Annotated in this window: 12 protein-coding genes; 5 read left to right on the forward strand and 7 right to left on the reverse strand. The window is 67.8% G+C overall.

The window, feature by feature from the left end; translation table 11 throughout:
• The first annotated feature begins 1 nt into the window (after position 1).
• Together AC3ARF_RS04705 and AC3ARF_RS04710 are read left to right on the forward strand one after the other, a co-directional pair.
• On the forward strand, positions 2-613 hold the full coding sequence (locus tag AC3ARF_RS04705; RefSeq protein ID WP_498930752.1) for a GNAT family N-acetyltransferase: 612 nt from the start codon (positions 2-4) through the stop codon (positions 611-613).
• Complete coding sequence (locus AC3ARF_RS04710) at positions 610-1,494, forward strand: carbon-nitrogen hydrolase family protein (protein ID WP_498930754.1); 885 nt, start codon at positions 610-612, stop codon at positions 1,492-1,494. Before AC3ARF_RS04705 ends, AC3ARF_RS04710 begins: the two co-directional genes overlap by 4 nt.
• Before the next feature lie 10 nt (positions 1,495-1,504).
• On the opposite strand, the gene AC3ARF_RS04715 is transcribed toward AC3ARF_RS04710, so the two are convergent.
• The 7 genes from AC3ARF_RS04715 to AC3ARF_RS04745 form a co-directional block, all read right to left on the reverse strand.
• A complete protein-coding gene (locus AC3ARF_RS04715) occupies positions 1,505-2,056 on the reverse strand; it encodes a phosphatase PAP2 family protein (RefSeq protein ID WP_498930756.1) in 552 nt (183 codons plus the stop codon).
• Positions 2,034-3,179 carry a glycosyltransferase family 4 protein gene (locus AC3ARF_RS04720; RefSeq protein ID WP_498930758.1) on the reverse strand — a complete coding sequence of 382 codons (1,146 nt, stop codon included), beginning with the start codon at positions 3,177-3,179 and terminating at the stop codon, positions 2,034-2,036. The genes AC3ARF_RS04715 and AC3ARF_RS04720 overlap by 23 nt, the downstream gene beginning before the upstream one ends.
• Positions 3,180-3,277: 98 nt before the next feature.
• On the reverse strand, positions 3,278-4,807 hold the full coding sequence (ppx, locus tag AC3ARF_RS04725) for an exopolyphosphatase (RefSeq protein ID WP_498930760.1): 1,530 nt from the start codon (positions 4,805-4,807) through the stop codon (positions 3,278-3,280).
• On the reverse strand, positions 4,804-6,906 hold the full coding sequence (ppk1, locus tag AC3ARF_RS04730) for a polyphosphate kinase 1 (RefSeq protein ID WP_498930762.1): 2,103 nt from the start codon (positions 6,904-6,906) through the stop codon (positions 4,804-4,806). Before ppk1 ends, ppx begins: the two co-directional genes overlap by 4 nt.
• Positions 6,903-8,222 (reverse strand): phosphate regulon sensor histidine kinase PhoR, encoded by a 1,320-nt coding sequence (gene phoR / locus AC3ARF_RS04735; RefSeq protein WP_498930764.1) that lies wholly within the window; start codon positions 8,220-8,222, stop codon positions 6,903-6,905. The genes ppk1 and phoR overlap by 4 nt, the downstream gene beginning before the upstream one ends.
• A gap of 9 nt (positions 8,223-8,231) precedes the next feature.
• Entirely contained in the window at positions 8,232-8,927 is a 696-nt protein-coding gene (phoB, locus tag AC3ARF_RS04740; RefSeq protein WP_498930766.1) for a phosphate regulon transcriptional regulator PhoB, read from the reverse strand.
• Between the two features lie 172 nt (positions 8,928-9,099).
• On the reverse strand, positions 9,100-10,686 hold the full coding sequence (locus AC3ARF_RS04745; protein ID WP_498930768.1) for a M48 family metalloprotease: 1,587 nt from the start codon (positions 10,684-10,686) through the stop codon (positions 9,100-9,102).
• A gap of 186 nt (positions 10,687-10,872) precedes the next feature.
• On the opposite strand from AC3ARF_RS04745, the gene grxC reads away from it, so the two are divergent.
• The 3 genes from grxC (at position 10,873) to AC3ARF_RS04760 (ending at position 12,868) form a co-directional block, all read left to right on the forward strand.
• The gene (gene grxC, locus AC3ARF_RS04750; RefSeq protein ID WP_498930770.1) at positions 10,873-11,151 is read left to right on the forward strand and encodes a glutaredoxin 3; all 279 of its coding nucleotides are present in this window, start codon (positions 10,873-10,875) and stop codon (positions 11,149-11,151) included.
• A gap of 71 nt (positions 11,152-11,222) precedes the next feature.
• A complete protein-coding gene (locus tag AC3ARF_RS04755; protein WP_498931755.1) occupies positions 11,223-11,558 on the forward strand; it encodes a carboxymuconolactone decarboxylase family protein in 336 nt (111 codons plus the stop codon).
• A gap of 296 nt (positions 11,559-11,854) precedes the next feature.
• Positions 11,855-12,868: an isocitrate dehydrogenase gene (locus tag AC3ARF_RS04760; RefSeq protein WP_498930773.1), complete on the forward strand. Its 1,014-nt coding sequence runs from the start codon at positions 11,855-11,857 to the stop codon at positions 12,866-12,868.
• Positions 12,869-13,068 lie beyond the last annotated feature (200 nt).

The raw sequence follows: 13,068 nt of genomic DNA on the forward strand, positions 1-13,068 counted from the left end.
CATGAATGCACGATCGATCACGGTCCGCACGTTGGTGGGCGAAGCCATCGCCCCCTACGTGGATGATCTGGCCCGCCTGCGCACCCAGGTATTCGGGGAGTGGCCCTATCTGTACGCCGGCAACATCGCCTACGAAGCCGAATACCTGCAGGTGTACACGCGCAGCAAGCGCAGCGTCGTGATACTTGCCTTCGATGGTGCACAGGTCGTGGGTGCATCGACCGGCCTGCCGCTGGCGGAGGAATCGCAAGCCTTCATCAGCCCCTTTGCTGCGGGGGGCTTCCGACCGGAGACCGTTTTCTATTGCGGTGAGTCGGTGCTGTTGCCAGCCTATCGTGGCCAGGGATTGGGCCATCGGTTCTTCGATGAGCGCGAGGCCCACGCGCGGGCGCTGGGCGGCTTTGCGTGGACGGCCTTCTGCGCGGTGGACCGTGATCCGGCCGATCCACGCCGCCCGCACGGGCATCGCGACAACGACGTGTTCTGGCGCAAGCGCGGTTACACCCCGGTGGCCGGCATGCAGGTGGCGCTGCCGTGGCCCGAGGTGGGGGGCGACGGTGACGTGCCCCATACTCTGACTTGTTGGCTCCGGCCCCTGGAGGTGTTCTGGTGAAGGTTGCCGTAGCCAAGTACATGATCGACGCTCCGGCCGACTTCGAAGCGTTCGCCAGCAAGCAGGCAACGTGGCTGGCTGAAGCGAGCTCTGCAGGCGCGTCCCTGGCGGTGCTGCCTGAGTATCTGTCGCTGGAACTGGCGGCCAGCTTTGGCACTCCGGTGCAATCCGACCTGCTCGCGTCACTGGCAGCCACGCAGGAATACCACCCGCGCTGGATGGCACTGTTTTCCGACTTGGCCCAGCGGTGGGGCCTGCACGTGGTGGCGGGCAGCTTCCTGCTCGATACGGGCCTGGCCCGCTACCGCAACCGCAGCTACCTGTTCGCGCCCGATGGCAGGCATGTCTGGCAGGACAAGCTGCAACTCACCGGGTTCGAGAAGGCGACGGGCATCATCGAGCCCGGTGACGCGCTCAAGGTTTTCGACGTGGGCGAGGCGCGTGCGGCCACGGCCATCTGCTACGACAGCGAGTTCCCGCTGCCGGTGCGGGCGCAGTGCGAGGCGGGCGCACGCCTGCTGCTGGTGCCCAGTTGCACCGACACCGAGGCCGGGGCCACGCGGGTTCGCGTGGGATGCATGGCGCGCGCTTTGGAGAACCGGTGCTTCGTTGCGCAGTCCGTCACGGCCGGCCAAGCTCCCTGGAGCCCCGCACTCGACGAAAACACCGGTGAAGCCGCGGTCTACGCGCCCATGGACGTGGGATTACCAGCCGATGGCGTGCTGGCACGGACCGAAGGCGCGCAGCGCTGGGCGGTAGCGGACCTGGACTTCCTCGCCCTGCAGGCGACCCGCGCGCAGGCGCAGGTGGCCGTCGACCGAGACTGGCCCGGCCAGTGGCGGCCAGAAGTCACCCGCGCGCGGTTGACGCCTTTCAGTTGAGGCAGTGACCTCAGGCGAACAACGACACGCCGGGGACCAGCCACAGTGACAACGCGGCCAACGCGGAACCAATCCCCGTTGCCGCCAGCACGTCGCTGGGGTAATGCAGACCCAGTGCCACGCGCGACGTAGCCACGCTCGCGCTAAACGGCACCAGCAGCCAGCCCAGTCCCGGGTAATGCGCCATCGCCACCAGGGTGAAGGCCACCGCGTGCAGCGTATGGCCGCTGGGGAAGCTGAATTCGTCCAGCGGCGCGACCCACGCCTGGATGCGCCGATCCGAGGCGAACGGGCGGGGCCGTCGAGTCCAGCGCTTCAACGCCCGATACAGCGTGAGTGCGATCACGCCCGTGGCGGCCAGATGCGCGGACGCCGCCAGTCCGTCGATGCCCTCGGCCACGACCAATACGCCCATCAGCACGTACCAGAAGACACCGTCGCCCAGCCTGCTGATCGCGGCGAAGTACGCCCGCGAGACTCCTTTCGCGCACAGGCGGTTGATCCGCAGGCACCAGCCGGATTCGCCGGCGACGAAGCGCTCACGCCATGGCAGTCGATGCATCGCGTCCTCCCGCCCGCAGGCTCTGCAGGATGTCGTCGAAATCGGACGCCACCTGTTCGGGGCGCAGGCCTTCCACCGCACGCCGCGCAGTGCGCGCCATCGCATCGCGCAGCGAATCGTCGCTGGCGATACGCACCGCTTCGCGGACGAAGCGTGCATCGTCGCCGCGTGCCACCGCCGCGCCGTGCACGCCATCCTTCAGGTGCTCCCGCGCGGCGCCGTAATCGAAGGCCACCGTTGCCACGCCACTGGCCATCGCCTCCAGCGTGACGTTGCCGAACGTCTCGCTGTGGCTGGGAAACAGGAACAGGTCGCCACTGGCGAAGTGCCGTGCAAGGGCCTCGCCGCGGTGCACACCGGCGAAGACCAGGTCGGGATTGGCTTGCTGCAGGCGCGCCTGCGCGGGTCCGGCCCCGACCCAGATGAATCGCGCTTCCGGTCGCAAAGTCTGCACGGCGCGGAACGCCTTCACCGCAAGCTCAAGGTTCTTCTCCGGCGCGATTCGCCCCACGTAGATCACGGCCAGTCCGTCCGCGCCCACGTCCCATTCCTTGCGGAGGGCCTCATCGCGGCGTGAGGGATGGAAAAGCGTGGTATCCACCGCGCGCGACAGCCGCACCACGTTGCTGAAGCGTTGGCGCCCGAGGAAGCCAGCCAGCTCACGCGTAGGCACCAGCGTCGCATTCGCCGCATTGTGGAAGCGGCGCATCCATCCCAGCGCCGCGCCTCCGAGGAAACCCAAGCCGTAGTCGCGCATGTATTCGTCGAAGCGGGTGTGGAAGCCGGTCGCCACCGGTATGCCAAGGCGTCGCGCCGCCCTCACGGCCGACCAGCCCAGCGGACCCTCCGTGGCCACGTAGATCGCGTCGGGGCGGCGTGAGCGCCAGTGGCGGACCAGACGCCCCGTGATCGGCAGGCCGAAGCGCAGGCCCGGGTAGCGCGGGATCGGCAGGCCTGGCGCCAACAGTTCATCGTCGCTGTCGCCACGCTCTGTCGCCTGCCGCGGGCGCACCAGGGCGACGTCGTGTCCGCGGGCGCGCAAGCCATGCTCCAACCCTTGCACGGTCAGCGCTACACCGTTGACTTCCGGTGGATAGGTCTCGGTGACGATGGCATAGCGCATGCGCGGCTCCCGGTTTGGGAGAGCGTCGCGCAGCCCGATTAACCGCCGATGTCAGCCGCATGACCGCGTGGTGACCGCGGTCGTCCCGCCATAAGCGCTCAGGCCATCTCGATGCGCAAGGTGATCCCAAGTCCGGCCATGTCGTCGGGTTCACCCAGCAGGTCCGCCTTGAGCAGCGGGCGGGCGTCGAGCCAGCGCTTGGATAGCGTCAGGGTGATGCCGCTCGGGGAGGCTACCGCTTCCAGCTGGGGAATCGGCGTGGCCTCGTGGGCCCGGTGGATCAGCACCGCCAGCCGTAGCAACGCCGCACTGCGACGCGCGGCGGACAGCAGGCGGTCGGGCAACGCGTCGAATGCGCTCTTGGGCACCTTGCGGCGGTGCGTGCGCACCAGCGCAGCCAGGAACTGCTGCTGCTGGCGCGAGAAACCCGCGATATCGGAATGCTCCAGCACGTACGAGCCGTGCACGTGGTATTGGCTGTGGGCGATGACCAGGCCCAACTCATGCAGCATCGCGGCCCGGCGCAGCAGGACGCGGTCGTCCTCGTCCAGCTGCCAGGCCTCGGCCACCTGGTCGAACAGGTGCATCAGGGTGGCCTCCACCCGTGCCGCCTGCGGCCGGTCGATGCCGTAGCGCTGCATGAGCGCACCGACCGCCGCGTCGCGGGGGTCGTGGGCGCCGCCGCGGCCGACCATGTCGTACAACACGCCCTCACGCATGGCGGCCTTGCTGACGGCCATGCGCTCCAGGCCCAGCGCGTTGAAGGCGGCCTCCAGGATCAGCACGCCACCGGCGATGATGGGCCGGCGCTCGGCGGAGAGCCCCGGCAGGTCAATGGCCTCGATGCGGTCGGCCTGCAGCAGGCGATCGCGGACCACGGGCAGCGCCTGCGCCGTCACCGCGCCCTTGGTCAGCTTCATCGCCGCGCAGATCTCGCCGATGGCCTTGTTGGTGCCCGATGCGCCCAACGCTTCCTGCCAGCCCAGCGCGCGATACGTGCTGGCGAACTGCTGGAACTCCGCGGTCACCTCGGCCAGCGCATCCTTCCAGCGCTTGCGCGTCAGCTTGCCGTTCTCGAAGAAGCGGCGGGTGGTGGCGATGCAGCCAAGCTGCAGGCTCTCGCGCTCCAGCGCATCAAAGCCGCGGCCGATGATGCACTCCGTCGAGCCGCCACCAATGTCGATCACCAGGCGCAGCTGCCCATCCTTGGGCGGCTGCGCGTGCGCCACGCCAAGGTAGATCAGGCGCGCCTCCTCACGGCCCGCCACCACTTCGATGGCATGGCCCAGCGCGCTTTCGGCCGGCATCAGGAACGCCTGCGGCGCCGCCAGCCGGCGCACCGTGTTGGTGGCGATGGCCCGCACGTGCGAGGGTGGCACGTCGCGCAGCCGCTGGCCGAAGCGGGCCAGGCACTCCAGCGCGCGGTCGCGGACCTCGGGGTTCATCCCACCCTTGCGGTCCAGGCCCTCGGCCATGCGCACGGTTTCGCGCAGGCGGTCCACCACGCGCAGCTGCCCGAGCAACTGCTGGGCCACCACCATGTGGAAGCTGTTGGAGCCCAAATCGACGGCAGCGAGCAGGTCGCCGTCCTTCAGAGGGAGGCGTGCGGCGTGGAGGACGGCATTCATCCGCAGATTTTCGCCAATAAAGTGGCCTGTGCGGAATGGGGGGGCTCGCCCTCGGCGGGCTGCAGGCGTTCGTACCGGCCATCCGGCTGCAGCATCCAGGCCGAAACGTTGTCGCGCAGGTAGTTGTCCAGCGCCTCGTCGTACACGCGCTGGGCCTGCGAGGGGTCGCGCACCGGGAAGCACGTCTCCACCCGCCGCAGCAGGTTGCGTTCCAGCCAGTCGGCGCTGGAGCAGAGCAAATCCGGCTCGCCGTCATTGGCAAACCAGTACACGCGGTGGTGCTCGAGGAAGCGGCCCACGATCGAGCGCACGCGGATGCGGTCCGACACCCCCTCGACCCCGGGTCGCAGGGTGCATGCGCCGCGCACGATCAGGTCGATCTCGACGCCCGCCTGCGACGCCCGGTAGAGCGCGCGGACGACCTGCGGCTCGTTGAGGGCGTTCATCTTGGCAATGATTCGCGCCGGCTTACCCGCCCTGGCGTGCCGGGTTTCGCGGTCGATCCGCTTGAGCACGCCAGAGTGCAGGGTGAACGGCGATTGCAGCAGGCATTTCAGCTTGGTCGCAGGCGCCAACCCCGACAATTGCTGAAACACCATGTGCACGTCGGCACCAATGTCCGGATCCGCCGTGATGAGGCCGATGTCGGTGTACACCCTGGCCGTACCGGTATGGTAGTTGCCGGTACCCAGGTGCACGTAGCGGCGCAGCTTGCGCCCTTCGCGGCGTACGATCAGCAGCATCTTGGCGTGGGTCTTGTAGCCCACCACGCCGTACACCACCTGTACCCCGGCTTCCTGCAGCCGATCCGCCAGCCCCAGGTTGGCCTCCTCGTCGAAGCGCGCGCGCAGCTCGACCACGGCGGTCACGTCCTTGCCATTGCGAGCCGCCTGCACGAGGTGCTCGACGATGGGCGAATCCTTGCCGGCGCGGTACAGCGTCTGCTTGATCGCCAGCACGTTCGGGTCTTCGGCCGCCTGGCGCAACAGTTCCAGCACCGGCGTGAAGGCATCGAACGGGTGGTGCAGCAGCATGTCGCCCTGTGCAACCGTCTCGAACATGGCCTCGGTGCCCACCGGCAACCGCGCCTGGAACGGTGTGAACTTCAGGTCCGGCCGCTGCACCAGGTCGTAGACCTGGATCACGCGGTTGAGGTTGACCGGCCCGTTGATGCGGTACACCGCGTGTTCGGGCAGGTCGAAGTTCTCCAGCAGCGTGCGCACGATGGCGTCCGGGCACTGCTCGGCAATTTCCAGCCGTACCGCCCGCAGGTAGCCGCGGCCGACCAGCTCATCGCGCAAGGCCAGCGCGATGTTGTCGACTTCCTCCTCGTCCACGAGCAGTTCGGAGTTGCGGGTCACGCGGAACTGGTAAGCGCCCTTGACCCTCATGCCGGGGAACAGCTCGTCGACGAAGGCTGACAGCATGGCTGACAGGAACACGAAGTCGTGCTCCCCGCCGGAGACTTCCTGCGGGATCTGGATGATGCGCGGCAGCGAACGCGGCGCGCGCACGATGGCGAGGTGGCCGGCACGCCCGAATGCGTCCTTGCCTTCCAGCACCACCACGATGTTCAACGACTTGTTGAGAATCTTCGGGAACGGATGCGCGGGGTCCAGGCCCAGCGGCGACAGCACCGGCATGATTTCGTCGCGGAAACACGTGCGCAGCCACTCGGTCTGCTGCTCGCTCCAGGCCTCGCGTGCCAGCACGCGCACGCCCGACTCGGCCAACGCCGGGCGCAGCGTGTCGTTCCAGCATGCGTACTGTTGCTGCACCAGTTCGGCTGCGCGGTCGTGGATGCGGGTCAGTACCGTCGCCGGTGCCAGCCCGTCGGCGCCCGGGGCCAGTCCCAGGTCGTGGGCGTGGTGCAGGGTGCCGGCGCGGATTTCAAAGAACTCGTCCAGGTTGGTGCAGGAGATGCACAGGTAGCGCAGCCGCTCCAGTAGTGGCACCTGCGGGTCCATCGCTTGGGCCAGCACGCGGAAGTTGAAGTCCAACTGCGACACTTCGCGATTGAAATACAGCGAGCGGTCCCGCAGCGGATCGCGCTCGGACCCAGGATCCACCGGCGTCGGGGACGGCAGCTGGATGTTCATGGCAATACCTCCAGGGCCTCGCGCGGGCGGACGCGTTCAGCACCGAAATGACAGGAGAACGTGCTCCCGCGGCCCACCTCGCTGGTGACCAGCAGGCGTGCCTGGTGAAGGTTGAGCACGTGCTTGCAGATGGCCAGGCCAAGCCCGGTGCCTCCGCTCTCGCGCGAGCGGCTGGTCGACACGCGGTAAAAGCGCTCGGTCAGGCGTGGCAGGTGGTGCGCCGGGATGCCGTAACCGGTGTCGCTCACCTCCAGCACCGCGCCGGTTCCGTCGCGGCGGAAGCGGATGTGCACACTGCCACCGGCCGGCGTATAGCGGATCGCGTTGCTGACCAGGTTGGAGAAGGCGCTATGCAGTTCCTTGTGCCCGCCCCAGAGGTCCACTCCCGCGGTGTCCTCAACCGTCACTTGGTGGCGGCCCTGGCTCAACGCGTTGGCTTCGCGCGCCAAAGTGTTGATCATCGCGCTCATCGCCACCGATTCCTCCTCTGGCAGGCTGCCCTGCGACTCCAGCCGCGACAGCGTCAGCAAGTCTTCCACGAGTTGGGTCATGCGCTGCGATTGCCGCTGCATCTCGGCCAGCATCGGTGCCCAATCGGGATGCTCTTCCGGGTCGAGCATGTCGAGGTACCCGTGCACCACCGTCAGCGGTGTGCGCAACTCGTGCGAGACGTTGGCCACGAAGTCGCGGCGCATCTGTTCCAGGTGCAGCAGCCGGCTCACGTCGCGCGCGACCAGCAGCCACAGGTTCTCCGAGTACGGGATCAGCCGCAGGCTCAGGGTCACCGACGAATTGACCGGGGAGGGTACCTCCAGCGTCTCCGCATGGCGACCGGCCGCCAGCCAGTGCGCCAGCGGCAAGGGCTGCAACCGCTGCACCAGCGGCGCGCCCATGTCCTTGGGATAGTGCATGCCCAGCAGGGGCTTGCAGGCCTCGTTGAACCACAGCACCCGCTGGCTCAGCCGGTCCACCACGACGATGCCGTCCGGCAGCGCGGCGGCCGCGGCGCGGTAGGCACGGAGCATCTCGATCAGGCGACGTTTGCGCGTGCGCATCTCCGACTGGCTGCGATACAGCAGCCTGTCAAGCTCGTTCCATACGCCTTCGCCCAAGGGCGGGGTCAGTCGCTGCCGCGCGGTGAGCCGCAGCAGCACGTTGCGCAAGCGCCAGTAGTGCCAGGCCACCACGCCCAGGGCGGCCACCGTGATCACCTGCCAGGGATGGCCAATCGCCAGGCCCGCGGCGGCGGCCCCCAGCAGGATCAGGGTCAGTTGGCCCAGCGTCTTCAGCCAAGCGGAGCGCGTGCGAGGAGGCATGCCCCGAGTTTAGACGGCCAGCGACGCGGAAAACCGATAACCGGCGCCCCGAACCGTCTGCACCATGCCGTCGAGCTGGTGCGGCTCCAGCGTCTTGCGCAGGCGGCGGATGTGCACGTCCACCGTGCGCTCCTCCACGTACACGCTGCCGCCCCACACGTGGTCCAGCAACTGGGTGCGGGTATACACGCGCTCGGGGTGGGTCATGAAGAAGTGCAGCAGCCGGTACTCGGTCGGCCCGATCTGCACCGGCTGGTCCCCCGCGAACACACGGTGCGCCGCGCCGTCGATGCGCAGCGGCCCCATGCCCACGCTGCCGTCCTCGTCGTCTTCCCGCGAGCGGCGCAGGACGGCGCGGATGCGTGCCAGCAGTTCGCGGGCCGAAAACGGCTTGACCACGTAATCGTCAACGCCGGCCTCCAGGCCACCTACGCGGTCGTTCTCCTCGCCGCGTGCGGTGAGCATGATGATCGGGATCTCGCGGGTCAGCGATTCCTTGCGCCAGCGCCGTGCCAGCTCAAGCCCACTGGTACCCGGCAGCATCCAGTCCAGCAGGATCAGGTCGGGCACGTGGTCGGCGATGGCCGCCTGCGCCTCGCGCGCATCGCCGGCATGTACCGGCTCGTATTCGCCCTTGCGCAGGGCGAAGGCCACCATGTCACGGATGGCGGGCTCGTCTTCGACTATCAGGATGCGCTTCTGCACGCGGTCACCGGGGGAGTGTGGGCTGTGACGGCTTCCGGTGACCGCCGCGCCTGGTAGACGTGCAATCACCTGCGGTACGTCCTGTACCGCGAGAGCCCGCTTTGGGGGCTCCCCGAAGTGGTCCCAGTACACTACCGTTTTGTGACGCCCCTGTGACAACGTCGCATCGTTGTCATCGACGGTCGAGATCCTCGTCACGTACGCCCAGACGCCGCAGCTCCAGCACTACCGGGGTGATCGCCGCGATCCGCGACTCGATTCGCGCCCGTGCGTAGTAATCCAGTTCCGGCCGTTTCTTCAGCGTATTGAGCTGCACCAGTGCCTGTTCCGGACGGCCACCCAGGTAGGCGGCCTCCGCATACGCTTCACCCGCGCGTACCGGATCCCCGGCGATCTCGCTGGCACGGGCAAACGTCTGCTGGAACACTGGATCCTGCGCCGAGCGGGGCAGCAGTGGACGCAGCAAGGCCTGTGCGCGCTTGCCCGCGGCGACCGTGTTGCGCTCGCCTAGCGCGCGGGCATAGGTCAGGGCAATGGCGCGGTCGTTGGGGCTGTCCCGTACCAGGGCCTCGAAGCGGGCATCGGCGGCGGCATGGCGGCCGGCTTTCGCCAAGGCTTCCGCCAAGGCCAGTTCCAGCCACTCGTCGCGCGGCTGCTGCGCCAGCAGGCCTTGGAGCAGGTCAATGGCCGCCGCCGGCTCATTGGCCCGAAGGTGGGCGATGGCCTTGCCGTAACGTTGCGCAGGCTCCAGTTTGCCGGTCTTGGCGAGTCGCTCGTACTCCTGCACGGCTTCGCGTGGCGTGTCGGCACTGAACGCGCGCAAACGCTCGCGGGCGAACTCGAACCGGCCGGTGCCACCGTATTTCAGCGCCGACCCGCTCACCTGCAGGCCCTGCGGCAGCAGTGGATTGCTGTTGGTGTTGGGCGCGGCGAGGGTTGAAGGCGCGTTCCCGGCCATCAACCGCGCGCGGTCCTTGGCCTCGCTGATGCGGGTGATGGTGACCGGGTGGGTCATCAGGAACTCCGGGGCCTCGGTGCCGTAGTAACTGGCACCGTTGGCGCGCGAGCGCTGCTGCAGCTTGCCGAAGAAGTCGGCGATGGCCATCGGGTCGTAGCCGGTACGCGCCAGCGACCGTATCCCGAGGCGGTCAGCCTCATGTTCGTTCGAGCGGGTGTAGTCGATCTGCCGCTGCTGCATCAGGCCCATCGCGGACACCATCGCTGCCTGGGCCGCATCGTCGGAGGAGTTGCCGCCGGCCGACTGGGCCACCACGATCGCGCCCAGCATCGCCAGCAGGATCGGCAGCTGGTCCTTCTGCGCCCGTTCAACGGCGCGCAGCACGTGGTCCTGCGTCACGTGGGCGATTTCATGCGCCAGCACGCCCGCCACTTCGTCCTCGCGGTCCGCGGCCAGCACCAGACCGGCATTCACGCCGATGTAGCCACCCAGCGTCGCGAAGGCATTGATCTCGCGCTGCCTCATCATGAAAAAAGTGTAGGACTGCCGCGGGTTGTCACTGCTGGCGCCCAGCCGCGTCCCCAGCGAGTCGAGCCAGGTCTCCACCAGCGGGTCGTCCAGGATGTAGTCGTAGTGGCGCAGCTGCGCCAGCATCATTCCGCCGTACTCCTCCTGTTGTGCGGGCGTGAGCAGTTCGCCCGCCGAGGAGCCGATGTCCGGCAGCCGGGCCTCCTGCGCAGGCGCCCCAAGGCTGGCCAGTGCGAGGGTCAGGGCGGCGGTGAGCGGTAAAATACGGCGCAAGCGGACATCCTTTCGGTGGGGCGGGACGGGTGCCGGACCAGCATGCGGCTCTCCGCTGTCGGGCGGGTGAATAGCCGATTAAGCACTCCGGTTAAGCACCCCAGTGTTCTACTGGCGGTCTGGAAAGCCCGCCATGGCAGTCCCATATTCGACCACAGCCCTCCCAATGAGTTCACGGAGCCCATCTTGAGCCAGAGCATCGCCCCCGAGATCACCATCTATTCCTCAGCCATCTGCCCGTATTGCGTGGCGGCCAAGAACTTCCTCAAGAGCAAGGGGCAGTCGTGGAAGGAAGTCCGCATCGACCTGGATCCGGCCGAGCGCGAGAAGATGGTGGCCCTGACCCGCCGCACCAGCGTCCCGCAGATCTTCATTGGCGAGACCCACGTCGGCGGCTACGACGACATGATGGCGCTGCACCGCGCGGGCGGCCTGGAACCTCTGCTCGCCGGGGCATCGGCGTGAGCGGCCCGCAGGATAACGGTAGCCCCGGCGAAAGCGACCGCGTCGCCGAGTTCACCGCGTTCCGCCAGCGGATGAACGAGCGCATTCTCGCCGAGCCCAACCAGGTCGTGCGCCGCTTCTTCGCGCTGGATACCCAGACCTACCAGGCCGGCGCCCTGGACGTGAAGACCAAGGAACTACTGGGTCTGGTCGCCTCGCTGGTGCTGCGCTGCGACGACTGCATCAGCTACCACGTCGCCCAGTGCAAGGAAGCCGGCGTCAACCGCGACGAGATGTTCGAGACCTTCTCGGTGGGTCTGGTCGTGGGTGGTTCGATCGTCATCCCTCACCTGCGTCGGGCCGTGGACTTCCTCGACCGGCTGGAGCAGGGCAACGCCCAGGCCCCTACCGGGCACGACCACGGCTGAGTTTCAGCTGACAGACCGTCGTCCAGGCGCCGGGATGTTGCCAGCACGATGCCAGTTGGCAAGCCCGGGCGGCGGCTGCCTCGTCAGGCCGGCCGTTGCATTGCCACGGCCGGTCGCTTCACCGCCTTTGGCGGCATCCGGCGGGACCCCTTGCGGCATAAGGCTTCCAGCGCTCCCTCCGACCATTGGCCAATGGTTACGCCTGAAATGAAGGGGCGATTTCGGGCATAATTCGGCGGTTAACCATCCGGCGCCGTATTCCCCCACGGCGCCCATCAGTCGGAAGAAGACCCCCTATGACGCAGACGATTACGGTCATCCGTGGCGACGGCATCGGCCCCGAGATCATGGACGCCACCCTGCACGTGCTCGACGCCATGAACCTCGGCCTGCAGTACGAGTTCGCCGACGCCGGTCTGGTCGCGCTGGAGAAGCACGGCGAACTGCTGCCGCAGTCCACCATGGACTCGATCCGCAAGAACCGCATCGCGCTGAAGTCGCCGCTGACCACGCCGGTGGGCGAGGGCTTCTCCTCGATCAATGTCGAGCTGCGCAAGCGCTTCGACCTGTACGCCAACGTGCGTCCGGCCAAGTCGTTCCCCAACACCAAGTCGCGCTTTCCGTCGGGCGTGGACCTGATTACCGTCCGCGAGAACACGGAAGGCGCCTACATTGGCGAAGGCCAGTCGCTGTCGGAAGACGGCGAGACCGCCGTTCTGCAGCAGAAGGTCACCCGCCGCGGTTCCGAGCGCATCGTGCGCTACGCCTTCGAGCTGGCCCGCAAGACCGGGCGCAAGAAGGTCACCGTGGTCCACAAGGCCAACATCCTCAAGTCGACCTCGGGCCTGTTCCTGAAGACCGCGCGTGCCGTGGCCGCCGAGTACCCCGACATCGAGTGCAACGAGATGATCGTGGACAACACCTGCATGCAGCTGGTGATGCGTCCGGAGCAGTTCGACATCATCGTCACCACCAACCTCTTCGGCGACATCATCTCCGACCTGTGCGCCGGCCTCGTCGGCGGCCTGGGCCTGGCCCCCGGCGCCAACATCGGCACCGACGCGGCCATCTTCGAGGCCGTGCACGGCACCGCCCCGGACATCGCCGGCCAGGGCAAGGCCAACCCATGCGCGCTGCTGCTGGGCGCCGCGCAGATGCTCGACCACCTGGGCATGCCGGAGAAGGCCACCAAGCTGCGCGAGGCGATCATCGCCACGCTCGAAGCCAAGGATAATCTGACCCCCGACCTGGGCGGCACGGGTACCACCCAGTCCTTTGCCGAGGCGATTGCCAAGCGCGCGACGGCCTGAGCCACGCCACACCCTGAGGGGCCGGGATATCGGCTCCTCCTTGACGGGGCGCCTTCGGGCGCCCCGTGTCGTTTCACCGGCAGCCGCGATCTCCCCCGGCCGCCGTTCCCTGGTGTTGGGCGGGATCAACCCAACGGAATCACGCATTCCGCAACGGGCACTGTTCTGCCCATGGCCTCGACACCCCGTTGCCCACAGCC

The organism is Lysobacter sp. KACC 24251, assembly GCF_057747755.1.